The sequence below is a fragment of the Aminobacter sp. MSH1 genome, assembly GCF_003071665.1.
Taxonomy (GTDB): Bacteria; Pseudomonadota; Alphaproteobacteria; order Rhizobiales; family Rhizobiaceae; genus Aminobacter; species Aminobacter niigataensis.
Genome location: NZ_CP026265.1, coordinates 2,631,869 through 2,657,341, shown reverse-complemented (window position 1 = coordinate 2,657,341; position 25,473 = coordinate 2,631,869). Strand labels below are relative to the sequence as shown.

The window sequence follows — 25,473 nt, the reverse complement described above, 5'->3', positions numbered from 1 at the left end:
ACCTCAGCGCACTGGGGGAGCGTAAAGGAGACCCCCGTTGGACCACAATTCGTTCTGGCCGCGCGCCAGCTTGACGGGGCTGCCATTGCCGAGGTTTCGGTCGAAGATCTCGCCGTAGTTGCCGACGGAGGAGATCACCTTCACCACCCAGTCGTTGGCCAGGCCGAGCTTGGCACCGAAATCGCCGGTCTTGCCGAGCATGCGCTGTATCTCGGGGTTCTCGGATGAAGCGGCCATCTCCGCTACGTTGGCTGACGTGATGCCCTTTTCCTCGGCGGCGATCAGGGTGAACAGGGTCCAACTGGCAATGTCGCGGAATGCCGGGTCGTCCTGCTGGACGATTGGGCCCAGCGGCTCCTTGGAGATGATCTCTTCCAGGATCACATAGTCGTCGGGAGCGCCAAGTCCGAGGCGGCTTGCGGCCAGTCCACCACGCTCGTTGGTGTAGGCGTCGCAGCGCCCGGCCTCGAGATTGGCGAGGTTCTGCTCGCGGCTGTTGGCAACGATCGGCGTGTATTCGAGGCCGTTCGACCTGAAATAATCGGACAGGTTGAGCTCTGACGTGGTGCCGGCAGAGACGCAGACCGAGGCGCCGCCGAGTTCTGCGAGCTTGCTGACGCCGAGGCTCTTTTTCACCAGGAAACCCTGGCCGTCATACATATAGACGCCGGCATAGTCGAACTTCATTTCCGTGTCGCGCGAGTAGGTCCAGGCCGCCGCGCGTGCCAGCATGTCGACGCTGCCCGATTGCAGGGCGGCGAACGCGTTCTTGAATTCCAGCGGTGCGAACTTGACCTTGGTGGCATCGCCGAACATCGCCGCAGCAACCGCGCGGCAATAGTCGATCTCAAGGCCGGCCCACTTGCCCGACGCGTCGAGCGTGCTCAGCCCGATGGTCGTGCCGGTGCTGGTGCCGCAAACGAGTTCACCGCGCGACTTGATCGCATTGACCCTGTCGCCTTCGCCGGCGAGAGCCGGCGTGGCCAGGATGCCCAGTCCGACGAGTCCCCAAAACGCATGTCTTTTCATGACAGTTCTCCTCCTCCCAGTGATCTTATTTTCGCGTCTGTTTCCCGGAGCGCAGCGCGCCCAGAGCCTTGGTCATTCGGCTGCCGCCTCCCGGTGGAAGCCGTAGCGGTCGAGCCCGAGTTCGATGTCCTCCAACAGGTCGTCGGGATGCTCGAGGCCGATGCTGAAGCGAACGAGCGGCCCCTCTTCGCGCCAGGGCGATACTGTGCGGGCGCCTTCGAGTTGCACGGGCGCGACCAGGCTGTGGAGGCCGCCCCAACTCGCGCCGATACGGAACAGGCGCAATTGTTCGATGAAGGTCGACAGATGGCGATCGTCACGCGGCTGCAGAACCGCGGAAAAGACGCCGCTCGCGCCTCGGAAGTCACGCTGCCAGATCGCATGCCCCGGATCGCCGGGCAGCGGTGGATAGAGCACGCGAGCAACGCTGGGATGTTCGGCAATGCGCTCGGCGATCTTCAAGGCGGCAGTACTTTGGCGCTCCAGCCGGGCGGCTAGCGTGCCCAGGCCGCGCAGCGCCAGGAAGCAATCGTCGGGTGAAACGCCCAGCCCGAGGAAGCGGCTGGCGTCCTTGATGCGCCGGTACAACTCCTCCGAGGCGACCGTGGCGCTGCCCAGCAGCAGGTCCGAGTGGCCGCCGATATGTTTCGACAGTGCCTGCACCGCAATGTCGGCGCCATGGTGCAGCGCCTTGAAACCCAGCGGCGAGGCCCAGGTGCCGTCGGCGGCGACAAGCGCGCCGTGGGCATGGGCGGCCTTGGCTATCGCCGGGAGATCCTGGACCTCCATCGTAAACGAGGCCGGCAATTCCACCCACACCAGCTTGGTGTTCGGACGCATCAGGGCGGTGATGCCGGCGCCGATCAGCGGATCATAGAACGTTGCGTCGACCCCGAGACCCGACATGAACTTTTCGGCTGACGAACGCGACGGTCCATAGACGGCGTCCGGCAAGAGAACATGATCGCCGGCGCGAAGCAGCGCCAGATTGGTGACCATGATCGCCGCCATGCCCGACGGCACGATGAGGCTGCGGGCGCCGCCTTCGAGCGCGGCGATCTGGGTCGCCAGGTTTCTGGAGGCCGGGTGGCCATAAAGCCCATAGGAATAGCCGTCGTAGAACTGCGTGTGGCGGGCGAGGAAACTCTCAACCGTCGGGAACACGATGGTCGAGCCGCGGTGGACCGCTGGCGTCAACGCGTTGAAGGGCTGTTCGTCGACAGCGGTGTGAAGGAGACGGGTTTCGTCGCGCATTTTGGCCTCTTGCCGGAGTTCATTCCATGGGCCCGCTGCTGCACTTGCACATCTCGCAGGGCAGCCGAAAACGTTCGCCGCACGCCTGTGGCGCGCGGACGTCCCCGTGTGTCAGTGGTCGGGTGCCGGGCAGCCCGGCACCGAATAGATCAGTGAGCGAGGCGCTCGGGCTGGTAGCCGGCTGTCTGGATGGCCTTTTCGGCAATCGCTGCATCGCCGGCGACTGTCACCTGCTTACTTGCAAGATCGATCGAAAACGCAGCACCCGGCAAGGTGTGCTCGAGCGCCTTCTTAATCATGCCGGCGCAATGACCGCAGGTCATGTCGTCGACCTTGAAGGTCACGCCTTTGACCGAAGCGTCCGCCGCGACGTCGTCGTGATGCTGATGATTAGAGCACATGTAATTCTCCCCCCGAGTTACTCTCTCCGTGAATTGGACCTTGCACCCTTCCAGCACTGGAAGGTCAAGCGGCGTTTTCGATGAAAAGATCAGGGGCCTGCAGGACGTCAATTGACTGCGTCAACCTGGCCCTGGGAGGACGACAAGACCCTTTCGTACCCCCTGTTGCTTCAGCCCGCCCTCGGGCTATTTCCCAATTTTCGCTCGGAGGCTACTGGCGGCGATGCCAAGTGCGACCAGTCAAACCCCTCGACCTAATTCCAATCTTGTTATGTACATTTCCACACTTAAGAACATTTTCAATGTATAAAAGCACAATGGACAGCATATGACGAGAGTGACTACGCTGTTTGTTATCCAACGAGGTAACAAACGTGCTTCAATCCCGTCCAGAACCTGCCAGACAAGACAGTTCGCTTTCGACTATCCAGTCTGGCATCCTGTCGGATGACGATTGCATATCTCTCCTGCAGTGGATGTTGCAGCACAACACGACGGCATTGCAGGGCCGTGAACAAGGCTTTGTGGCCGAGCTGGACAGTTACCTTGCCGAGCGTGGCGTCGCATCGACAACGATCCAGGGGGATGACGGACGCGCCAATCTGGTCACGAGCCTCGACAGCGGCCGTGCAGGCCCGCACCTGGTCTTTTGCGGGCATTGCGACACCGTGCCCCTCGGCGACCGCGAATGGAAAAAGTCGCCATTCGGAGGGACGGTCGCGGGTGGCCGCATCTATGGGCGCGGCAGTGCGGACATGAAGGGCGGCCTTGCCGCCCTCATCGCCAGCTTCCTCGACATGCACGCCCGTGATGACTGGTCGGGCCGGCTTTCGCTGGCCGTGACCTATGGCGAGGAAACCGGCTCCGAAGGCGCGAGGCTGATGGCCAGCGACGGCAGCCTCGCCCCGTTCGACGCCATGATCATTGCCGAACCGACCTCCAACCGTGCGGTGCGCAGCCACAAGGGCGCGCTGTGGCTGAGCTTCGCGGCAACCGGGCGTACGAGCCATGGCTCGATGCCGCAGATGGGTCTCAATGCGCTGGAAATGGTGGTCCGGTTCCGGCAAAGGCTGCTCGAACTCGACGCTCTCGCCGCATCCGACCCGCTTCTGGGCCGGCCGACCATCTGCCTCACCCGCCTGCAGGGCGGCACGCAGGTCAACGTCATCCCCGACCGCGCGGTCGCCGAATTCGACATGCGCACCCTTCCGGGGCAGAGCCACGACGACATCCTCGCGGCGATACGAACGATCGCGCGTGAAATCGAAACCGAATACGAGGGCGGAAGGATCGTCGTCGAGACGATCAACTCCCTGCCGGCGCTCGACACTCCAGCCGGCAGTGCGATCGTTCGCACGGCTCTGGACATCAGGCATGAACTGGGCGCGCCTGCCGGCGAAGCTGGTGGCGCCAGCTACTTCACCGACGGCTCGGTTCTGCAATCTCTCGGCGCCGACATCCTGATACTGGGCCCCGGCGACCCCGGAGAGGCGCACCAGACGGACGAGAGCCTCGACCTTTCGGATTTTCTGGCCTCCCGCCGCATCTACACGGGAATGGCCCGCCGCTTTCTGCACTCGCCCGAATAACGGGGGAGACGTCCCGCGCCGATCCTGAGTGTCAGGGCCGGCGCCCAACATCCAAGTTCCCGCCAAGAGGGACCAACGATTTTTTCCAGGAGGAGTTTCAATGTCACTCGATCGTCGTCAATTCCTGCAGATTTCCGCTGCCACCGTCAGCGCCGGGGTGCTCAGCGGCATTCCCCTCATGGCCCAGGCGCAAGCCAAGGGCGGCGTGCTCAATGTGGTGGTCCAGCCCGAGCCGCCCGGCATCATGATCGGCATCTATCAGAACGTGCCCTCGCAGATGGTCGGCGGCAACATCTTCGAAGGTCTGCTGCGTTTCGACGCCGACCTGAAACCGCACCCGCTGCTGGCCGAAAGCTGGGAAGAAGCCGCCGATGGCATGTTCTATTCCTTCAAGCTGAAGGAAAATGTGCTGTGGCACGACGGCAAGCCCTTCACCTCGGAAGACGTGGTCTTCAGCGTCGACAAGATGCTGCGCGAGACCCATCCGCGCGTCCGTAATTTCCTCAAGGCAGTGGAGAGCATCACCGCAGACGGGCCCTACAAGGTGGACTTCAAGATGAAGACCCCCTTCGCGCCCTTCATCCAGTCCTTCGAGGTCGGCTCGATGCCGATGCTTCCGAAGCATCTTTACGAAGGCACGGACTACAACACCAATCCGGTCAACAACGCTCCCATCGGAACCGGTCCGCTCAAGTTCGGTGAATGGCAGAGGGGCTCGTACCTCAAGTTGGTCGCCAACGAGACCTATCACGAGGAAGGCGTGCCGACGATCGACGCGGTCTATTTCCACGTCATCCCCGATGGCGCCAGCCGCGCGACCGCCTATGAAACCGGCAAGGTCGACGTTCTGCCAGGCGGCGCTGTCGAATATTTCGACGTCCAGCGTCTCGCCGAACTGCCGAACTCGGAACTGACGACCAAGGGCTGGGAATTCCAGGGGTCGCAGTGCTTCCTGTGGCTCAACAACGGGTCCAAGTGGATCCAGGACAAGCGCGTCCGTCAGGCGATCATGTATGCGCTCGACCGCGAGAACATGCGCGACATCGCCTTCTTCGGCTACGCCAAGGTCGCACCGAGCCCGTGGAACAGCTCGACCAGGTTCTATTCGGAAAACATCAAGCAGTACCCGCGCGATGTCGAGAAGGCCAAGGCACTGCTCGCCGAAGCCGGATATGACGGCAGCCCGATCCGCCTGCTGCCCCTGCCCTATGGCGAAACCTGGCAGCGGCTTGCGGAAATCGCGCGCGAGAACCTCATCGAGGCCGGCATCCAGGTGGAACTCACCGCCACCGACGTCGCCGGCTGGAACCAGCGCCTGGGCGAGAAGGACTACGACATCGCCTTCTCGTACATGTCGCAGTATGGCGACCCGGCGCTGGGTGTCGCACGTCTCTACACGACATCCAACATCATCGAGGGTTCGCCCTGGAACAACGTTTCGGCCTTCTCCAACCCCGAACTCGACAAGCTGTTCGACGCGGGTGCGGTCGAGATCGACCCGGAAAAGCGCGCGAAGATCTACCAGGACGCCCAGGCCCTTATCGCCGAGGAAGTCCCGCTCGCCTGGCTGTTCGAGATGATCTGGCCGACGATCCACCGCTCGAACATCAAGAACCTGATCTCGTCGGCGGTCGGCCTCAACGATAGCCTCGGGCGCGCCCGGGTCGAATAGGACGCGCAAACAGCGTCAGTTGGCAGCCCGGCATTCCCGGGCTGCCATGAGGTTTTGTTCAGGGGCGAAGAGTGTGAACCGTCTGAAATTTCTGTTGGGGCGCATCGTGCAGGGCGTGGTTGCGCTCTTTGTCATAGCCACCCTGAATTTCCTGTTGATCCGCGCCGCGCCGGGCGATCCCGTCGCCGTGATGGCGGGCGAAGCGGGCGCGGTCGACAAGCGGTTCCTGGACGCATTGCGCATCCAGTACGGGCTCGATCAGCCGCTTCTCGTGCAGTGGTGGACCTACATCTCGCGCATTGGCACGCTCGACCTCGGCTTTTCCTACCGCCAGCAGGAAACGGTTGCGCAACTGATTGCCGACCGGCTGCCCGCAACCCTGTTGCTGACGGTCTGCGCCTTCGTGTTTTCGCTGGTTGTCGGGGTGGGGCTGGGCGTGCTCGCCAGCCGCCGACCCGGCGGCTGGGTCGACCGGGCGATCGGCTTTGCCGCGCTCATCTTCTACGCCGCGCCCATGTACTGGCTCGCCTTGATGGCGGTTCTGGTCTTTTCGATTCACCTCGGCTGGCTGCCCGCCTTCGGCTACAGCTCCGTCGGCGCCAACCTTACCGGCACGGCTGCCGCACTGGATGTCGCCAAGCATCTCATCCTGCCGACGCTGGCGCTCTCCTTCTTCTACATCGCCGTCTACACCCGCATGACCCGCGCCAACATGATGGCGATGGCACAGATGGCCTTCGTCAAGACCGCACGCGCAAAAGGTGCCGGCGAAACGCGGATCCAGTTCCGCCACGTCTTGCGCAACGCGCTTTTGCCGGTGGTGACGCTTGCCGGGCTGCAGGCCGGCAACATGGTAGGTGGCGCTATCATGACCGAAACCGTCTTCGCCTGGCCCGGCATCGGCAGGCTGATGTTCGATGCGCTGCTGCAACGCGACTACAACCTGCTGCTCGGCGCCTTCCTGGTCGCGGCGGCGCTGGCCATCGTCTTCAACATCATCACGGACCTCATCTACACCGTGATCGATCCGAGGATTGCACTGTGATCGCGAACTCCGTCCTTCGCCGCATGTTCACCCGCACGGAAGTGTGGATCGGCCTGATCGTCATCTTCGGCATCATCGCCATATCTTTGCTGGCGCCGCTGCTGTTTCCGCGTGGACCCTGGGCAATGGGCGGACGCCCCTTCCTGCCGCCGATGACCGACATGCGCTTTCCCTTCGGAACCGACACCACCGGCCGCGACATTCTCGCGGGCCTGGTGTGGGGCGGCCGGGTCTCGCTGCTGATCGGGCTGGTTTCGACGGTTGTCTCGGTCTTCATTGGTGTCGTCATAGGCGCAATCGCCGGCTATGGCGGCGGCCACGTCGACAGCGCGCTGATGCGCTTCACCGAGATATTCCAGGTCGTGCCAAGCTTCGCGCTGGCGCTGGTTCTTGTCGCCGTCCTGCAACCTTCCGTGGGCTCCATCGTCATGGCGATCGGCATCGTCTCCTGGCCGCCGGTCGCGCGGCTCGTGCGGGCGGAGTTCCTGTCGCTGCGAAGCCGCGATTTCGTGCTGGCGGCCAAGCTTCAGGGCCAAAGCGCGCTCGCCATCATGTTCCGGCAGATTCTGCCCAACGTGGCCTCTCCCATCATCGTCATGGGCTCTCTGATGGTGGCGACCGCCATCCTGCTGGAGTCGAGCCTCAGCTTCCTCGGCCTTGGCGATCCCAACCAGATGAGCTGGGGCTTCATGATCGGCGCCTCGCGCACGGTTCTGCGCCAGGCATGGTGGATGGCAACCTTCCCGGGGCTTGCCATCGCCATAACCGTGCTGGCGCTGAACGTATTGGGCGAAGCGCTCAATGACGCTCTCAACATCCATTCGCGCAACAGGTGATGGCCATGTCGACCGACGCCACTCCATTGCTCAGGGTCCAGGGGCTCGACATCTCGCTGCCCAAGGGCTCGGATCGCCAGCTCGCGGTCTCGGGCGCATCCTTCGACCTCATGCCGGGCCGCACGGTCTGCATCGTGGGTGAGTCCGGCTCCGGCAAATCCACCGTTGCCGATGCCATCATGGGTCTGCTGCCACGTCCGCATCTGGAGGCGAAAGCCGGATCGATCCATTTCGGCGAGCTCGATCTTCTCAAACTCGACGAGGCGGGAATGCGCGCCTTGCGCGGCCGCGAGATCGGCATGGTCTTCCAGGAGCCGATGGCCGCCTTGAACCCGCTGATGAAGATCGGGGCACAGCTGGAAGAAGTGCTGGAAGTCCATTTGCCCCTGCCAGCCGCCGAACGTCGCCGCCGTGCCCTTGCCGCCTTGAGTGACGTTGGACTGCCGCGGGTGGAGGAGCTCTATGAGAGCTACCCTTTCCGTCTCTCGGGCGGGCAGCGCCAGCGCGTGGTGATTGCCTGCGCGATGATGCTCGAGCCGCGCCTGCTGATCTGCGACGAGCCGACCACCGCGCTGGATGTCACAACCCAGGCGCAGATCCTCAAGCTGATCGCTTCGCTGCGCGAGCGGCGTGGAACGGGCGTGCTCTTCATCACCCATGATTTCGGCGTGGTCTCCGAGATCGCCGACGACGTCATCGTCATGCGCAATGGCGTCATCGAGGAACAGGGTCCGGCGCGCGAGGTGCTGAGCAACCCCGCCTCCGCCTACACCCGCCAGCTCATCGAGGCCATTCCCACCGGAACGGCGGCGCCTCGCCCCGAGAATGCGGCCAGGCCGCTGCTTGAAGCCAAGGACCTCCAGCGGACCTACTTCCTGTCGTCGGGGCTGTTCAAGGCGCAACGCAAGCTGGAAGCCCTGAAGGGTGTCAGCTTCACGCTCGAACGGGGCTCGACGCTCGGGATCGTCGGCGAATCCGGCTCCGGCAAATCCACGCTGGGACGATGCGTGGTCGGGCTGGAAGCCCCCGACGGCGGCAGCCTCGTCTTTGCCGACGAGGAGCTGAACCGGCACCGCGCGATGAAGGGCCATCGTGGCGGACGTGTGCAGATGATCTTCCAGGACCCCTTCTCGTCGCTCAATCCGAAGATGAGCATCGGGCAATCGATCGCCATCGGTCCCATGACGCAGGGCGTTGCACGCGACGCGGCCTGGCGCCGTGCCCGCGAATTGCTGGAACTGGTCGGCATCAAGCCAGATGCGGCCAACCGCTATCCGCATGAATTTTCCGGCGGACAACGCCAGCGCGTCGGGATCGCCAGGGCGCTGGCGATGGACCCGGTCCTCATCGTCGCGGACGAACCCGTGTCGGCGCTCGATGTGTCGGTTCAGGCGCAGGTGCTCGACCTGTTCGAGGAGCTTCAGAAGAAACTCGATTTCGCCATGCTCTTCATCACCCACGACCTCAGGGTCGCAGCGCGTATGTGCGATCGCATCGCGGTGATGCAGCACGGCCAGATCGTCGAGACCGGAACGGGATCGCAGGTACTGTCCTCACCGTGTCACGACTACACCAAGCAGCTTCTGGCCGCGATCCCGACCCTTTTCAACGAAGCTTCAATGGAGATGTCCTGAGATGCCCGTAACGGCAATTCTTATACGCGCGCAGGATCATGTCGCGACGCTGACCGGGCCAGTCGCGGCCGGCGATGCAGTCCTGATCACCGGACAGGGGAAAACCCGCGAGATCATCGCGCGCAACGACATGCCGGCGGGCCACAAGCTCGCAATCCGGCCGATCCAGGAACATGAGCAAATCCTGAAATACGGCGAGGTCATCGGCGAAGCGACGGCGGACATAGCCGAGGGCGGTCATGTTCACACGCACAACTGCTGGGGCGTCAAGGCCCGGCGCCATTCATAGGCTGAAAGGAGCGCTGTCATGAAGTTCCAAGGCTATCGTCGGCCAGACGGCCGCATCGGCATCCGAAACCATGTGCTGGTCATCCCCACAGTGGCCTGCGTCAACCGTGTCGCGATGGACATTTCCAACCGCACCGGTGCCGCGACATTCATGCATCCCTATGGCTGCACCTTCGACGCGGAAGAGAACCGCACCACCGAAGAGGCCTTCATCGGCCATGGCGTGCACCCGAATGTCGGTGCGGTGCTGGTGGTGAGCCTCGGCTGCGAAACCGCATCCGGCTCGAAAGTGTTCGATGCCATCAAGGCATCGGGGCGACCGGTCGAGCGGCTGGTCGTCCAGAAAGCCGGCGGCTCGCGCACGACCTCCGACGCCGGGGTAGAGATCGTGGAACGCATGACGGCCGAGCTGGCGGTACAGCCGACGGACGAAGGCGATCTATCCGAACTCATCATTGCCCTCGAATGTGGCTCTTCGGATGCCTTCTCCGGGCTCACGGCCAACCCAGCCGTGGGCGAGGCCGCCGACATCATCGTCGACGCAGGCGGAACGGTCATCCTGTCGGAGCTCACCGAAATGGTCGGCGCCGAAAGCGTCCTTTATCGCCGCGGCAAGACGCCCGAGGTGCGCGACGAACTCATGCGCCGCATCAAGGCCTACGAGATCGAGCTGTCGATGAGCACCGAGGACGACAGCGGCGTGTTCATCTCGCCCGGAAACATCGAGGGAGGGCTGACGACGATCGAGGAAAAGTCGCTCGGCTGCATCTACAAGGCCGGCACGCGCCCGATCACCGAGGTCGTCGACTACGGCCAGCAACCTCACGAGAAGGGCGTCATCATCATGGACACGCCCGGCTATGACATATCGTCGGTGACCGGCAAGATCATCGGTGGCGCCCACATGGTGCTCTTCACCACTGGAAAGGGCACGCCTTCGGGTTCGGCCATCGCCCCCGTTCTGAAGGTAAGCTCCAACAACCGCGTCTTCCGCGAGATGCCCGACGACATCGACATCAGCGCAGGCGACATTCTGGAGGGCACGAAATCGCTGCGCCAGGTCGGGGAGGAACTGGTCGATCTCGTGATGCGCACCGCGCGCGGCGAAAAAGGCAAGGCCGAATATTTCCACATACAGGAGTTCGCCATCCCCAATGTCAGCGTGCTGCGCAAGGAAGTGATCCATGCGGAGATGGTCAAGCGCAACGACCTGAGTTTCATGCAATGAAGCTCGCTTACATGTACGCCACTCCGGAAGTGGCGCCGGCACGGGTCACCGCGATACAGGGCGACGCTTCGGCCTGTTTCGCCCGAATCCGCGAACTAGGTTATGACGGCGTCGAGCTCCTCGTGCGCGATCCCCGCGCCCTCGATCATGGCCTGATCGAGCGTCAGCTTGCAGATGCGGGCCTCGCCATGCCGGCCATATGCACGGGTGAAGTCTACGGCGAGGACAAGCTCTCCCTTGCCGACCCCGATCCGGCACGCCGGGCCGAGACGCTGGAGCGAATGATCGCGGCCATGGACCTGGCGGCACGCTTCGGTGCCATGGTCAATGTCGGGCGCATGCGCGGTCGCTATCTCGACGGGATCGCGCGCGGCCAGACCGAAGCGTGGGTCATCGAGGGGATGCAGGCGGCCGCGGACGCGCGCCCCGATACGTCCATCGTTCTGGAGCCCGTCAACCATCAATATGCAAACTTCCTGATGGGCACGGCCGAAGCCGTGCGTTTCGTGCGAGGCCTTGAGCGGGCGAACATCGGCCTGATGCTCGATCTGGCCCACATCACCATCCAAGGGGAAGTGCATCGCGACAGCCTTCGGAAGGCTGGCGACCTGTTCTGGCACTACCATGTCTGCGACAGCGAGCGCCGGGCCGTCGGCCATGGCGACTGGGATATCGCCGCCGCCCTGAACGACCTCGACGCGATCGGCTACGACGGCTGGATCACCGCCGAGCATTTCCAGGTTCCCGACGCCGAGACGGCGATGGCGCAGTCCATCCGCTGGCTGAATGGACATTACGACAAGCACTGACCCACACAGGACATAGTTATGAAGATCGTACGCTTTGCCCATAACAGCGCCGAGCATTGGGGCCTGCTCGACAACGATGGGGTGCGCACCCTGCCCGACGGTCCTTTCGGCGAGATTGTGCCGTCGGCGGATGCCCTGCCGCTTGCCGCGGTCAAGCTTCTTGCTCCGGTGAAGCCGGGAAAACTGGTCTGCGTCGGGCTCAACTACGTCCTGCACGCCCGTGAATCCGGCCTGCCGCTGCCCGACGAACCGATGCTGTTCATGTGCTCGCCGCAGGCGATCATCGGCCCCGGCGAGGCCATCGTTCTGGACAGTCACGAGCAGCGCGTCGAGTTCGAGGCCGAGCTTGCCATTGTCATCAAGAAACGCGCCCGCAACGTTCCGGCAGCCGAGGCTGCGTCGGTCGTTTTGGGTTACACCTGCGCCAACGACGTTTCGAACCGCAACCTCCAGCTCAAGGACAAGCAATTCACGCGGGCCAAGTCGTTCGACACCTACAAGCCCATGGGACCATGGATCGAAACGGATCTGAACCCTGATGCCCAGAGCATCCGTCTCCTCCAGAACGGGGTAGTCCGGCAGGACTCGACCACGGCAGACATGATTTTCCCGACGTCCTTCATCATCGAGTTCGTCAGCTCGATCATGACGCTGGAGCCGGGCGACGTCATCATCACCGGAACCCCTTCGGGAGTGAGCCCGATGCAGTCTGGCGACCGGATCGAGGTCGCGATCTCGGGCATCGGAACTCTGGAAAACGTCGTCCAATGAGCACAGCGCGGAGGGCTGGCAGGAAGGTTTCTGCTTCAGCCCTCTGCGTTCGTCAGCATGGGAAGAAGCTGCAGTGCGGCGTAAAGGCGAAGCCGCGTGTCGGTCCTGAAATCGGTCAGCCCGAGCACCGAGCGGCATCGCTCCAGCCTCTGGCGGACCGTGTTGACATGGAGACCCAGAAGCTCGGCGGTGCGAGGCATGCTTTCATCCTCCCGCAGCCATACCTTCATCGTTTCCATGAGCGTCGCCCCCTGCTCGCCCATGGCCAGCAGCGGTTCGAGAAGTCGCAGGAAGCCAGGGCGGCTTTCCTCGATGACGGAGGGATGCGCGAGCAGCCGCAGCAGCAGCATGTCCTCGTGCCGGCTGATGCGATTGAAGCCGTTCAGCCTGATGCCGAAAGTCATTGCTTCCCTGGCCTCACGCCGCAGGATAGCTACCTCGGACAGGTCCGCCGGTCCGGACTGGCCAAGACCATAGAGAAGGCCATCGGCCTGTTCGAGTTGCCGCTCGAAAACCTGATGCAGTTCGCGCACCACGGCTTCGCTGGAACGGGGATCGGCTCCTGGCACCGGCACGGCAATGACGTACTCGCTGCCATCTTCTTCCTCGAGCAACAACGCCTTGTGGCGCCGCGAAAACTGGCGCAGGCGCAGCCTGAACAGTGCGCCATCGAGCGTATCGGCATCAAAAATGCGGGCAACCACCGCATGCCATCCATTTGCCGGAGGCAGAGCCTTGGCAATGAGAACATTCCTGGCTTCGCGCGAAAGCATGGGATCAAGCAGATCGCCGAGCAGTTTCGCATTGCTCGCAAGATTGGCGCGCGTGCCGGCGTTGGCGTCCACCAGCGTCAGCAGGAGGTGCACGGAGAGGCGCAAGCACTCGAGGTCGGGCTCGGAAGCGCTCAGTTCGCGCTCGACGACAGCCACCATGCCGCCGCCGTTCGCCCCCATTCCCGAACGCGCCACCACGACCTTCGTGCCAGCAACCGTCATGCGCAGAGGTACGTCGTCCGGCTGGGCACCCGTCGCCGCACCCTCGATGAGGGCCTCCGCCAGCATTTCAGCCTCCGCCGCCGTGACCCCCCGACTTTCGAGCTGCAAGCCCGCTTCATTTTCAAGGGCAAGGACCACCGGCAGATTGATGAAGCCGGCCACCAGTTCGAACAGCTCGCGCAGCGAGCCAATGCCCGTCCGATGCTGCGAAAAGGCGCGGTAGATGGCGCTGAGATAAGCCGCTTCCTTGCCCTGTTGCTGACCGCCATGGGAAAATACCCTGCCGATCAGATCGCTCCACGCCAGCGGTCCCGGCAGGGAAATGATCGGAAATCCAAGCTCCTCGGCGCGGCGGTAAGCGTTGTCGGGAAATTCGCGCAGGTACCTCGTCAGCTTGACGCCAAGACCCGCGGCATTGCGCGCTGCGAGCTGTTCGATCAGGACAACCAGCGCATCCGGGCTTTGCTGGACCGGATAGGTGCTGGTCACGACGAATTCGTGCGGCTTTACCCAGTTCACCGCGTCAGGAGCGTCGATGACGGTGACCGACCGGACATCGACGGCCAGGGAGCCTGTGCCGGCTATGACCGTGTGGCCGGAGAGGATTTCCCAATCCAGTATTTCGCGCAGGCTCAGCATGGAGCCTCGGCAGGGATTACTTCGGGCGTGCGCGCCATGGTGCAACTTTTTCTTTCAGCGGTCCAAAAATTCATTTCAGTAAGGGAGGAAACAACTCGATGCGCGCAACATGGCGGTGGTTCGGTCCACAGGATCCGATGACGATCGACTGGATACACCAGTCGGGTGCGACCAGCATCGAAGCCAGCCTGTCCCACCTGCCACCTGGATGCCTGTGGGAGGCAGATGCTATCGACGAGTTGAAGAGACTTGTCCAGACCGCTCCCGCCGGGCACACACCGCTGGAATGGGATACGCTCGGCGGCATCGCCATTCACGACGACATCAAGCTGGGCCGCCAGAGCAGTGCGAGGCTGACCGCAAATTTCCAGGAGACAGTGCGGCGGCTGGCGCAAGCGGGCGTACGCCGTATCAACTTCACCGTGATACCGCTGCTCGATTGGGTTCGGACCGGGCTGGACGCAAGGCTTGAAAGCGGCGCCGAGGCGTTGGGCTTCGATGCTGTCGATTTTGCGGTGTTCGACATCCATCTGCTGAAGCGGCCCGGCGCCGAGGAGGAGATCGATCCGGAACTCGCCGCGGCGGCCCGCCGGCGCCATCTCGAAACACCAGCGCAACGGTGGCAGGAGTTGCTGACCATGCTTACGCGCGGCCTGCCAGGCGGTCCCGGACAATATGGCAGCGGCGAGTTCCATTCATTGCTCGATGCCTATCAAAAGGTGGGAACCGAAGCCTATCGGCAAAACCTGATCGAGTTCCTCGGCGAGGTGGCGCGCACGTGTGAGGCGGAGGGAGCGGTGTTCGCCATCCATCCCGACGATCCGCCGATTCCATTGTGCGGCCTGCCGCGCATCGCCAGCACCCTGGAAGATTTTGCTAGAATCTTCGATGGCGTGTCGTCGCCGCGCGCCGGCATGATCTTCTGCTCGGGTTCTCTCGCCAGCAGGCGCGACAATGTACTGACGGATTTCATCGACAAGTTCGGTCAGCGCATCTTTTATGCCCATCCCCGGCGCATATGTTTCCGTGACGAATTCGGAAGCTTCACCGAGGCTGAGCATCTGGGCGGCACAGGCGCGTTCGACCTCCACGATGTTCTCACGCTTCTGATGGCGGAAGAGGCACGCAGGCGCAGGCAAGGCATTGCCGACTGGGAGATCCCCTACCGCGCAGACCACGCCTGTCGAATCCTCTACGATCAGGAAAGAGCGGACTTCGTACCGGGATACACGCCTATCGGACTGGTCAAGGCAATGGCAGAATTGCGTGGGATGATCCATGCGATCGGAAAGAGCTCCTGAAGAACGTCTTCAGGTTCGCTGGAATGTGGAAGCCGGAGTCTAAGGCGATCGGCTTCCGATGGCTCACTCGCCAGAGGTGCACCAGGGCCGAGAATTAGTCTCGGTTAACTGCGCTCCACAAAACCGGCATCAGGCCCAACAGCCTCCAACACCGCTTCGATCGCCGCCCCGAACTTTGTAAGTTAGAAGTTGTTGCGATCCACCCCCAGAATGTCATTGCTGCGAGATCGTCCCTACCTTCGCCGATGTTTAGACATCAAGCACCAGCCGAGGCGACTTCGAGCCCGAGCAGCAGATTGCTATTCCCTCGTTCGCAGCCAATTCGGCATTGGTCTGGAAACTGTCCTTGTGGTCAGGCTCCCCTTCCAGCACCTGCGTGTAACAGGTGCCGCACACACCTGCCTCGCAGGACATTTCGATCTCGACGCCAGCCTCGCGCAGGGCCTCCGAAATGCGCTGGCCAACAGAGACCTGAACCTCAATGCCGCTACGCTGCGCCACGACTGTAAAGGCCTCAGAGACCAAAGGAGCGGCGGTAAAGCGCTCAAGATGGATCTGGTGCCCTTCCCATCCAGCGAACGCCGCCATCTTCACTACGTGGTCGATGAAACCTCCAGGACCGCAGACATAGAGATGCGAGCCCGGCCGCACTCCCTTGAGAACATCCATGGCGGAGAACCGCTGCGCTTCGGGTCCCGTATCGATATGAAGGACTACCCGATCGCCGAATGGTCCATCCAACAATTCACGGGCAAAAGCGGTGCACGTTTCGCTCCGCACACAATAATGCATGGTAAAGGGTACGCGATCTTCGGCAAGCTTCTGTGCCATCGACATGATCGGCGTCACACCAACACCGCCAGCGAGCAACAGAACCTCGCTGGCATCCGGGTTGAGCGGAAAATGGTTTCGCGGTGGTGAGACCTCGATTTCCAGCCCCGGCAAGAAGGAACCGTGGATCGTTTCCGACCCTCCGCGGGACTCGCGTTCGCGCAAGATTCCTATGCGGTACCGATGCCGCTCGGAAGGATTGTTCAGAAGCGAATATTGCCGCGTAGTTGTTGGGCTGATCCGCACGTCGACATGCGCGCCAGCCTCGAACGGCGCAAGATCGCCACCGCTTGCAGCCACCAGTTCCAAGGAGATGATCCGTTCCGATTCCTTGACCCGGCCGGCGATGCGGACGCGCTGCCATTCGGGATCGGCGCGCTGCATAGTATTATCCTCGATCATGCCAACTACCTCACACCGCAACTTCAGCCGGATAGATTGTCAGCGGCAGACGATCGTATCCGCGCAGTGTGTTGTTCATCGAGATCACTGGTTCGCCGACCTCAAACCTCGCGATGCGGTCGAGCATGGCGTTCAGCAGCGAGGTGATTTCCAGCTTGGCCAGGTGCATGCCGGCGCAAGTGTGAATGCCGAAGCCGAACGCCACATGGTCGCCGTTCTTGCGCGTGATGTCGAACCTGTCCGGATCCTGCCATTTCCGCTCGTCGCGGTTGGCCGAGGCATAAAGCACCAGAAGCCGTGCGCCTTCCGGAATGACGATTTCGTCGAACGTCGATTCGGCGCGAACATAGCGGCTAAACAGCCGGATTGGCGCCTCCATCCGCAGTGCCTCGTTAATGGCACCTGGCAGCAACGACCGATTGTTTCTAAGAAGCTGCCACTGATCCGGATTGTCGCCCAGGTGGCGCAGCAGATGGCCGGTGGCAAAGATTGTCGTATCCAGGCTCGGGCCGATGTATTCCCGCATCATGCCGGGGCATTGTTGTGCCGGAATCTCGCCCCGCGCCGCAGCTTGGTAGATCCGATCGGCCCAGCCGTCGGCCTTGAGCTTACCCGGTACCGCATCGTTGATACAGAACTGATGCAGTTCGCGAATCTGTGGCAGCGCCTCCGAACCAAGTTCGTTCATCGGCCCCATAGCGTTGAAGGTCGCCGCCGCCCAACGCAGCATCGACTTCTTGCCCTCTTCTGGAAGGCCAACCATTTCTGAGACGATGGTCAGCGGCAGTACTTGCGCCACATCGACCATACCGTCCACCGTGCGCCGTTTGCACAGATCGTCGACCAGATTACGCGCGGTGGTCTCGATCTGCTCTTTGATCCCCGCCAGCGCCCGCGGCGTCAGCGGCGCGCCTGTGACGCGGCGAATTTCGTCATGCAACGGGGGATCGCTGGTCAGCGAATTGGCGCGGCCGGGACCGGAGGTCGCTTCGTTCACCGCAGGGTCCATCGCCACGCCCTTCGAAGTGGTGAAGGTGCGGTAGTCGCCCAGCACACGCTTAACCCCCTCATATCGGGTGATGCACCAGACTTGGTGCTTGGTCAGCCAAACCGCCGGTCCAAGGTCCCGCAACATACGATAGACCGGATAAGGATCCTTCATGACCTCGGTCGTGAACAAATCCACGTCGCTTTCGGGTCGATCGATCATTTTATTCTCCCTGTCGCGCCGGTTCTCGGCGTACTCCACCTGTCCGGCCTCGTTGCGGCCCTCAATCAGTAGCCAGCGCGGCTCCATAACTTCTTCCAATTAATCCGCGCTAAAGGGCCCCGTGACCAAATCTTGCGCGCTGATCAAAGGATCCGGCACGAGACGTTCTTGACCACCGTATAATGATGCAGTCCCTCGGTACCGCCCTCCCGCCCGAGGCCGCTTTCCTTGACCCCCCCGAAGGGCGTCTCGGCCACCGAAGCCTCAAGCGTGTTGATCGAAATATTGCCGGCCTCGAGCCCACTCATCAGCCTGTCGGCATTTGCGACCGAGTTGGTGAAGCCGTAGGCGGCAAGCCCGAAGGGCAGGCTGTTCGCCTTGTCGATGGCCTCTTCGATCGACACAACCGGATTGATCACTGCCAGCGGACCGAAGGGTTCTTCACACATCACCCGAGCATCGTCGGGCAAATCGGCGAGTGCCGTCGGTGGGAAGAAATATCCATTGTTCTTGAGGCGGCTGCCGCCGAAGAGCAAGCGTGCGCCGCGCGACTGCGCGTCCGCCACCAGTTCTTCCAGCGCAGCGATGCGGCGGTTGTTTGCCACCGGACCCATCGTGGTCTCGGGATCCAGCCCATTGCCAACACGTACCTTGGCAGCGGTTTCGGTGAAGGCGGTGACGAAGCGATCATAAAGCGCCTCATGCACAAAGAACCGCGTCGGCGACGTGCAAACCTGACCAGCGTTTCGATATTTTCGGCTGGCGGAAGCAATGCCGGCAGCGACCGGATCGGCATCCTCGCAGACGACTACCGGAGCATGGCCGCCCAGTTCCATCAGCGCGGGTTTCATGTAGCGCGCCGCCAACTCGGTGAGATGCTTGCCGACCGGCGTCGAGCCGGTAAACGCGATCGCACGGATTTCGGGACGCGGAATCAGAAACTCCGATATCCGCGACGGGATGCCATAGACCAGGTTCAGAACGCCGGCAGGAAGTCCTGCATCGACAAACGCTCTGGCGATATGGGTAGCGCCGGTCGGCGTCTCTTCCGAGGATTTCAGAATGATCGAGCAGCCCGCTGCCAACGCCCCGGCAATCTTGCGCGCTGGCTGGCTCATCGGGAAATTCCAGGGCGCAAAACCTGCTACCGGGCCGATTGGCTCGTGCAGCACGATGTAGCGGATGCCAGGCGCACTCGGGATTACCCTGCCGTAGAAGCGTACCGCTTCGCCGGCGTCCCATTCGAAGAATTCACAGCCGCGGATTACCTCAAGCCGTGCTTCGTTAAGGGTCTTGCCGTTCTCCAGGGTAATCGAGAGGGCGATCTCTTCGATCCGCTCGCGCATCAGCGCCGCAGCCTTCAGCATGATGCGGGCGCGCCCGGCCGGCGAGGTGCGGGACCAGACACGGAAGCCTTCGGCAGCGGCGTTTACCGCGGCTTCGAGATCGGAGGTCTCGGCCACAGCGACCGTGCCGATCATTTGCTCGTCGGCGGGGTTGATGATGGGAAGCGTTTCTTTGGTCTTACGCCACTCGCCGCCGATGAAGAGACGGACATCGGAAATCTGCATGAAAATAGTCCCTAATGTACTCGACGGCTTTCGAAATCGATGAACCCGAGCCATGGATGCTTCAGTTCGTGCAGAATAGTCGCCCTTTCCCACTCATGAGACAATTCTCAAGACTCATATAAATCTATGTCATTTTTCACATGAATTGGTTGTGGCGAACCGGGATGGGAGATGCATTGCATCACGCCCTTCTTTCCCATGCGCCTTACGGAACAGCGCCAGCCTAAGACCTGCACGCGGGTAACAGGCGGTGCGATGAGGCACGTTCGATCGGCAAGGTGCGTGCCGCTTTCAGCCGCCCCTGAGGAGCCAATGTCGGGCAGAGCGCAGGGGGCGGCGCCAGTAGGTGGGGGTATCGCGCACGGGCCACATCGCGGCCGTCGCTAGCTCATGATCTTGCCGTGAGCGGCGCTAGGTGAGTGGGGGCGCTGCGGTCCGCATTCATGGACTTGGAAAGCACGGCCATGTCTCGGTGACCGGATCCGCAGCAGGCCCCATATCAAGGTGTGGTCAGATCAGCAGCGGCAGCACCCGGTTCTCGATCAGCCTCACCAGGTTCAGCGCAGTCATCTCCGAGGATTTCGGGTTGGTCGCCAGCGGGCGGTTTTCCAGTCGGATTTCCATCCGCCCGAAATCGCCTTCAGCGTGTATCTCATGTGTGTTGAAAAGCGCGGTCGGATCAGCAACCAGCGAGACCCGTGTCCGGTCGAGACCTATCCCCGCCAGCGAGGTGATCACCGCCACGTTCGCATTCTGTGGAAAGGCATCGGCCGCTGCCCGTGCAGTGTCCGCATAGAACACCGTCGGTTCGGTTAGCGCCTCAAGGTCGCAGCGGCTCTCGGCTATGGTGCCGGCCCATGCTCGCGCCGGTTTGATGATCCGGTGTTCTACCGAGGCAAGGCCCAGCCGCGCAGCCGCAGCCAGCGCATCGATCCCGCCCAAGGCGCCCGGCGGCACCAGAAGCTTTGCATCACGAGCCTGGGCCAGTTTTGTCAGCTCGGCCAGCGCGCTATCATCGACAAAGGCCGAGGTCGAGGAAATGGCGAAGTCCATCCCGGCCTCAAGCACCACGCGACCCCAGGGCAGGACGCTGTCACGCCCCGCGACCTCGACGGCGAGTTTCGCTTTGACACCCGCCAGCTCCGCCGGATGGGAAATCAAAGCCGCTTCCTTGGGCAGGTCCCGACGACTGCGGCTCGCATCACGCACCGCCACGGCAACGATACGAACCGGGCTCCGTCGCTCGGCCAGGAGCGCTGCCACCCGGGCACCGATCGCGCCCCATCCGATGAGGCAGATATCCTCAGACACCGACATAGGAATGCACCTTGTCATGGTCGCGCGTGAGATCGGTGCCGGTGCCGGACCAGACGACGTGGCCTTTTTCTATGATGTAATGCCGGTCCGCGAGTTTCTTCAGCACTGCCAAGTTCTTGTCGATCAACAGGATCGACTGGCCAAGCGCGCGCAATCGGGTGATGCAGTTCCAGATCTCCAGCCGGATCACCGGGGCCAACCCCTCGGTCGCCTCGTCGAGGATGAGAAGATGCGGATTGGTCATCAGCGCACGCCCAACCGCCAGCATCTGCTGTTCGCCGCCGGAGAGCGTCCCTGCAATCTGGCTCGTCCGCTCACGCAGACGAGGGAAAAGTCCATAGACTTTCTCGAGAGTCCAAGGGTCCGAACGCCCCGAGCGGTTGGCAGCGGTCGCGACCAGATTCTCGCGCACGGTGAGCGTCGGGAACACCTGCCTTCCTTCGGGCACGAGGCCAACGCCAAGCCGCGCCACCCGCTCCGGGGAAAATCCGGTAGTCTCGTGACCCCCGATCTCGATCCGTCCGCCCGCAGGCGGAACAAGGCCCATGATGGCGCGGATCGTGGTGGTCTTGCCCATCCCGTTGCGGCCCATCAATGTGACGAGTTCGCCTTCATTGACCTCGAAGCTTACATCGAACAGCACCTGGCCATGGTCATAGGCAGCCTGGAGCCCCTGCACCTTCAACACAGTTCGTCCTCCAACCCCAGATAGGCGTCCCGCACTTCATCGCTGGCCCGGATATCGTCGGCGGTCCCGGTCAGGATCACCCGCCCATAGACCAGGACCGAGATACGGTCGGCCAGCGCATAGACCGCTTCCATGTCGTGCTCGATCAGGAGCATGGAGACCTTGCCGCGGAGACCTCGCAGGGTCTCGATCATCTGCTGGCTTTCCAAACGGCCGAGCCCCGCCATCGGCTCATCGAGAAGCAGGAGCTTCGGCCGGCCAGCAAGCGCCATCATTAGCTCGAGCTGCTTGCGTTCGCCGCTCGAAAGGTTGCCCGCCACCACATCGCGACGCGGCTCGAGGCGGCTGGCAGCTAGAAGTTCATCCACTTCGGTCAGGATGGAAACACGCCCTCGCGCGGTATCGAGGATGCGAAAGTTGTTTCCCTGCCTCGCTTGCACCGCCAGGCTGATGTTTTGCTGCACGGTGAAATCGTTCAGCAGGTTCGTGATCTGGAATGTCCGCGCAAGGCCGCGCTTCATCCGCTCCGCGGCGGGACACGCGGTAATGTCTTCGCCCAGAAGCGTTATCCGCCCCTCGTTGGGGATCAGCTCGCCACAGAGGAGGTTGATCAGCGTGGACTTGCCGGCCCCGTTGGGGCCGATCAAGGCATGGATATGCCCGGTCGCCACGTTCAACGACACATGATCTGTCGCGGTCAGACCTGCGAAACGTTTCACCAGATCGTCGATTGCCAGGATGGTGTTCATCTTGGCTCCGTCCGAAGCTTACGGGCAATGGAGTCGAACAGACCCTTGGCGCCACCCTTGGTGCCAAGCACGATCCCCAGCAGGATCAGACCCATGGCAAGCTGCCAGTGCTCAGTCCAGGCCGCGAGGTAGGTTTGCAGGATCAGGAAGGCCGCCGCCCCCAAGATTGGGCCGAAGAAAGTGCCGACACCGCCGAGGATGACCATGATCAGCAGTTCGCCGGACTTGGTCCAATGGAGCGTGTCCGGGCTGGCAAAGCGCATGAACACCGCCATCAAAGCTCCGGCGAGGCCTGCGCCCATTCCGGCCAGGACGAAGCCGTAAAGCTTGTAGCGATAGGAGCTGATGCCCATCGCGGTCATCCGTCGTTCGTTTTGCCTTATGCCCGACAGGACCGTGCCGAACGAGGAGTGCACGACCCGCCAAAGAAATGCGAAGAACAACACCATCACGACAAGGATGACGTAATACATCGCTGTCTTGTCGCGCAGGCTCAGCGCGAAGAGATCATTGGCGCCCCGCACGATGACACCGTCCTCGCCGCCATAGGTCTTGAGCGAGACGAAAAAGAAATAGAGCATCTGCGCAAACGCCAGCGTGATCATGATGAATTGCACGCCCCTGGTGCGCAGGGCCAGCGAGCCAATGACCAGCGCCGCGAACCCAGCCACGAGGACCGCTGTCGGCAGCGTTATCAAAAGCTGGTTGGAACCGGGGATGAAGCCCCAGAGCGGCACGCCCTCGGCATGGTGGAAATACAGGATGCCAACCACGTAATTGCCGATACCGAAGAAGGCCGCATGGCCAAACGAAACCATCCCGCCATAGCCAAGGATGAAGTTCAGGCTGGCTGCTGCAATCGCATAGATCATGATGCGCGACGTCAGGCCGACCAGCGCCAGCTGGCCCGTCGCCTCTGCCACCAAGGGCAGGACGGACAGGCACACGATCGCCGCTGCGATGAAGATAAGATGTTGCCGCATGCTCAGCCGCCTGCCTGAAACAGGCCCTGGGGCCGGAACAGAAGCACGATACCCATCATCAGATAAATTCCCATGGATGCGATGCCGACTCCCAGAGCGTCAGCCTCCGGACCGGCCATGATCTCGCGCAACACTCCGGGGAGGAATGCACGCAGACATGTGTCGACGATGCCGAGCAGGATGCCGGCCACGAAGGCGCCCTTGATCGAACCAACGCCGCCGATGACCACCACGACAAAGGTTGCCAGCAGGATCTGCTCGCCCATGCCGACCTGGACCGCCAGCACCGGACTGGTCATGAAACCCGCCAGTCCCGCGAGCAGCGCGCCAAGGCCGAAGATCATCGTGTAGAGCAGCCGGATATCAACACCGAGCGCGCGGACCATGTCGCGATTGGTCGAGCCGGCGCGCACGAGCATGCCGATGCGCGTCCGATTGATCAGGAAATACAAGCCCAGGGCCACTCCAAGGCCGGCTGCGATGATCAAAAGACGGAAGGGCGGATAAACCAGGCCGGGCAGCAGCTCGATCGGCGTTGCGATCGAGGCGGGAAGCTCGACGAACATCGGCTCACGGCCGAAAAGCAGGACGGTGAGCTCGTTGAAGATCAGGATCAGCGCAAAGGTCGCTAGCACCTGATCCAGGTGGTCGCGCGCATACAGCCGTCGCATGACACCCAGTTCAATCGCAAAACCGGCCAGCATGGCGCCGGCCAGCGCCGCAGGCAGGCCCAGCCAGAAGCTTCCTGTCTGGCTGGCCACCCAGGCCCCCACAAACGCACCCACCATGTAAAGCGAGCCATGGGCGAGGTTGATCAGGCCCATGATGCCGAAGATCAGGGTCAGACCGGCAGCCAGCAGGAACAGTGTGATGCCGTAAAGCAAACCGTTCAGAAGCTGTTCGAGAATGAGTGTCATATCGGCAAGCCCTGCGCTGGGTAATGCGATCCGTGGATGCGCAGCTTGCGCACCCAGTTCGGCCGGTTCGGTGGCTGGTGCAGGTCAGAGCTTGCAGGCGGCCGAATAGCTGTCGCCAATATCTTCCGCCAATTTCTTGCGGGTCACCGTGGTCGCCACGCCATTCTCGCCTTTGACCACCTCCAGGAGGTGCCAGTCCTGCACCGGATGCTGGTTGGGGCCGAACGCGAAATCGCCCCGGACAGAGACGAAATCTGCCTTTCTCAGCGCCGTGCGGACCGCATCGATGTCGTCGACGCCGCCGGTTGCCTTGAGAGCAGAGGCGATCAGCTTCGCGGTGTCATAACCCTGCGATGCGTAAGTGGTCAGCGGACGGTCGGGATAGGCGGCCTTCCAGCCCGAAACGAAGGCCTTGTTCGCCTCGTTGTCCAGGTCCTCGGCCCAATGGCTGGTAGCGACCTGGCCGATCACCGCGTCACCAAGGGCTTTCAGCATTACGCCATCGGCGTTGGCCTCCGAAAGCACCATAGGGAATTTGCCCAGAAGACCGGCCTGCTGGTACTGGCGCACGAAGGCGATGCCGAGCCCGCCCGGATGGAACTGATAGACCACGTCGGGTGCCGCGGCGCGGATCTGCGCCATTTCAGCCGAGTAGTCCGTCTGCTCCAGCTGGGTGTAGATCTCGCCGATGATTTCGCCATTGAATGTGCGCTTGAAACCTTCGAGCGCGTCCTTGCCGGCCTGGTAGTTCGGCGCCAGCAGGAAGGCGCGTTTGTAGCCGAGATCCTTGGCCGCTATGCCGGACACCTCGTGCAGCGTGTCGTTCTGCCACGAGACGACGAAGTAGTTCTCATTGCACTCCTTGCCGGCGAGACCCGAAGGGCCGGCATTGGCGCTGATATAGAGGGCGCCATTGTCGACGATGTCCGGCACGGTCGCGCCGGCGATGTTCGAGAAGATGATGCCGGACAGCAGCTTGACGCCCTGCTCGTTCATGAATTTTTCGGCAATTTGGCGGCCATTCGCCGGCTTGGCTGCGTCATCCTCGACGATAAGGTCGACCGGCACGCCGCCGAGCTTGCCGCCTTCCTCGTTGATGGCAAGCTGCATGCCGTCGCGGACGTCCTTGCCGAGATAGCCACCCGGGCCGGAAAGTGTGGTGATGACGCCGATCTTCACCGGCTCTTGGGCAAGGGCCGAGGTTGCAAGGCCCACGAAGAGGCTGAATGCGAGAGTGGTCTTCTTCACGATGCGAGGTCCCCTGTTGCTTGTTATTGTCAGTCTTTTGCCTATCAGCCCCGATTGAAACGGTGC

At 62.3% G+C, this 25,473-nt stretch carries 23 protein-coding genes; 10 read left to right on the top strand and 13 right to left on the bottom strand.

All coding sequences use genetic code 11. The annotated features are described in order from the left end of the window. Nucleotides 1-3 precede the first annotated feature (3 nt). From CO731_RS13170 to CO731_RS13160, 3 genes are all read right to left on the bottom strand, one after another. Nucleotides 4-1,029: an amino acid ABC transporter substrate-binding protein gene (locus CO731_RS13170; protein WP_108607488.1), complete on the bottom strand. Its 1,026-nt coding sequence runs from the start codon at nt 1,027-1,029 to the stop codon at nt 4-6. A gap of 72 nt (nt 1,030-1,101) precedes the next feature. Beyond that, nucleotides 1,102-2,283, bottom strand: coding sequence for a cystathionine beta-lyase (gene metC / locus CO731_RS13165; RefSeq protein ID WP_108607487.1), 1,182 nt, complete (start codon nt 2,281-2,283; stop codon nt 1,102-1,104). A gap of 149 nt (nt 2,284-2,432) precedes the next feature. After that, a complete protein-coding gene (locus tag CO731_RS13160; protein WP_108607486.1) occupies nt 2,433-2,684 on the bottom strand; it encodes a heavy-metal-associated domain-containing protein in 252 nt (83 codons plus the stop codon). 476 nt (nt 2,685-3,160) lie between these two features. Here CO731_RS13160 and CO731_RS13155 point away from each other — a divergent pair, with 476 nt between their 5' ends. The 9 genes from CO731_RS13155 (at nt 3,161) to CO731_RS13115 (ending at nt 12,556) form a co-directional block, all read left to right on the top strand. Continuing rightward, nucleotides 3,161-4,273 carry a M20 family metallopeptidase gene (locus CO731_RS13155; protein WP_108607485.1) on the top strand — a complete coding sequence of 371 codons (1,113 nt, stop codon included), beginning with the start codon at nt 3,161-3,163 and terminating at the stop codon, nt 4,271-4,273. A 100-nt stretch (nt 4,274-4,373) separates the two neighbouring features. Continuing rightward, a complete protein-coding gene (locus tag CO731_RS13150; RefSeq protein WP_108607484.1) occupies nt 4,374-5,945 on the top strand; it encodes an ABC transporter substrate-binding protein in 1,572 nt (523 codons plus the stop codon). A 73-nt stretch (nt 5,946-6,018) separates the two neighbouring features. Continuing rightward, nucleotides 6,019-6,990 carry an ABC transporter permease gene (locus CO731_RS13145; protein ID WP_108607483.1) on the top strand — a complete coding sequence of 324 codons (972 nt, stop codon included), beginning with the start codon at nt 6,019-6,021 and terminating at the stop codon, nt 6,988-6,990. 23 nt (nt 6,991-7,013) lie between these two features. Then, nucleotides 7,014-7,826 carry an ABC transporter permease gene (locus CO731_RS13140; RefSeq protein WP_108609819.1) on the top strand — a complete coding sequence of 271 codons (813 nt, stop codon included), beginning with the start codon at nt 7,014-7,016 and terminating at the stop codon, nt 7,824-7,826. Between the two features lie 5 nt (nt 7,827-7,831). Further along, on the top strand, nt 7,832-9,460 hold the full coding sequence (locus tag CO731_RS13135; RefSeq protein WP_108609818.1) for an ABC transporter ATP-binding protein: 1,629 nt from the start codon (nt 7,832-7,834) through the stop codon (nt 9,458-9,460). Between the two features lies 1 nt (nt 9,461). Next, nucleotides 9,462-9,749, top strand: coding sequence for a UxaA family hydrolase (locus CO731_RS13130; RefSeq protein ID WP_108607482.1), 288 nt, complete (start codon nt 9,462-9,464; stop codon nt 9,747-9,749). Nucleotides 9,750-9,767: 18 nt separating this feature from the next. Further along, nucleotides 9,768-10,976 carry a UxaA family hydrolase gene (locus CO731_RS13125; protein WP_108607481.1) on the top strand — a complete coding sequence of 403 codons (1,209 nt, stop codon included), beginning with the start codon at nt 9,768-9,770 and terminating at the stop codon, nt 10,974-10,976. Next, nucleotides 10,973-11,785 carry a sugar phosphate isomerase/epimerase family protein gene (locus tag CO731_RS13120; protein WP_108607480.1) on the top strand — a complete coding sequence of 271 codons (813 nt, stop codon included), beginning with the start codon at nt 10,973-10,975 and terminating at the stop codon, nt 11,783-11,785. The genes CO731_RS13125 and CO731_RS13120 overlap by 4 nt, the downstream gene beginning before the upstream one ends. Nucleotides 11,786-11,803: 18 nt before the next feature. Beyond that, nucleotides 11,804-12,556, top strand: a complete 753-nt coding sequence (locus tag CO731_RS13115; protein ID WP_108607479.1) for a fumarylacetoacetate hydrolase family protein — start codon at nt 11,804-11,806, stop codon at nt 12,554-12,556. Between the two features lie 35 nt (nt 12,557-12,591). On the opposite strand, the gene CO731_RS13110 is transcribed toward CO731_RS13115, so the two are convergent. Continuing rightward, nucleotides 12,592-14,190 carry a PucR family transcriptional regulator gene (locus CO731_RS13110; RefSeq protein WP_108607478.1) on the bottom strand — a complete coding sequence of 533 codons (1,599 nt, stop codon included), beginning with the start codon at nt 14,188-14,190 and terminating at the stop codon, nt 12,592-12,594. A 98-nt stretch (nt 14,191-14,288) separates the two neighbouring features. Here CO731_RS13110 and uxuA point away from each other — a divergent pair, with 98 nt between their 5' ends. Continuing rightward, nucleotides 14,289-15,491, top strand: coding sequence for a mannonate dehydratase (gene uxuA, locus CO731_RS13105; RefSeq protein ID WP_108607477.1), 1,203 nt, complete (start codon nt 14,289-14,291; stop codon nt 15,489-15,491). Nucleotides 15,492-15,740: 249 nt separating this feature from the next. Here the strand turns inward: uxuA and CO731_RS13100 are convergent, their stop codons facing one another. From CO731_RS13100 to CO731_RS13060, 9 genes are all read right to left on the bottom strand, one after another. Further along, nucleotides 15,741-16,724 (bottom strand): PDR/VanB family oxidoreductase, encoded by a 984-nt coding sequence (locus CO731_RS13100; RefSeq protein WP_108607476.1) that lies wholly within the window; start codon nt 16,722-16,724, stop codon nt 15,741-15,743. 10 nt (nt 16,725-16,734) lie between these two features. Then, nucleotides 16,735-18,021 (bottom strand): cytochrome P450, encoded by a 1,287-nt coding sequence (locus tag CO731_RS13095; protein ID WP_245439774.1) that lies wholly within the window; start codon nt 18,019-18,021, stop codon nt 16,735-16,737. Nucleotides 18,022-18,077: 56 nt separating this feature from the next. Continuing rightward, the gene (locus tag CO731_RS13090; RefSeq protein WP_108607475.1) at nt 18,078-19,505 is read right to left on the bottom strand and encodes an NAD-dependent succinate-semialdehyde dehydrogenase; all 1,428 of its coding nucleotides are present in this window, start codon (nt 19,503-19,505) and stop codon (nt 18,078-18,080) included. A gap of 510 nt (nt 19,506-20,015) precedes the next feature. After that, a complete protein-coding gene (locus tag CO731_RS13085) occupies nt 20,016-20,822 on the bottom strand; it encodes an aspartate dehydrogenase (protein WP_108607474.1) in 807 nt (268 codons plus the stop codon). Beyond that, the gene (locus tag CO731_RS13080) at nt 20,809-21,510 is read right to left on the bottom strand and encodes an ABC transporter ATP-binding protein (RefSeq protein ID WP_108607473.1); all 702 of its coding nucleotides are present in this window, start codon (nt 21,508-21,510) and stop codon (nt 20,809-20,811) included. The genes CO731_RS13085 and CO731_RS13080 overlap by 14 nt, the downstream gene beginning before the upstream one ends. Next, a complete protein-coding gene (locus CO731_RS13075; RefSeq protein ID WP_108607472.1) occupies nt 21,504-22,259 on the bottom strand; it encodes an ABC transporter ATP-binding protein in 756 nt (251 codons plus the stop codon). Before CO731_RS13075 ends, CO731_RS13080 begins: the two co-directional genes overlap by 7 nt. Next, complete coding sequence (locus CO731_RS13070) at nt 22,256-23,242, bottom strand: branched-chain amino acid ABC transporter permease (protein WP_108607471.1); 987 nt, start codon at nt 23,240-23,242, stop codon at nt 22,256-22,258. The genes CO731_RS13075 and CO731_RS13070 overlap by 4 nt, the downstream gene beginning before the upstream one ends. 2 nt (nt 23,243-23,244) lie before the next feature. Beyond that, on the bottom strand, nt 23,245-24,159 hold the full coding sequence (locus CO731_RS13065) for a branched-chain amino acid ABC transporter permease (protein ID WP_108607470.1): 915 nt from the start codon (nt 24,157-24,159) through the stop codon (nt 23,245-23,247). Nucleotides 24,160-24,243: 84 nt separating this feature from the next. After that, nucleotides 24,244-25,407 (bottom strand): ABC transporter substrate-binding protein, encoded by a 1,164-nt coding sequence (locus CO731_RS13060; protein WP_108607469.1) that lies wholly within the window; start codon nt 25,405-25,407, stop codon nt 24,244-24,246. Between the last annotated feature and the right edge of the window lie 66 nt (nt 25,408-25,473).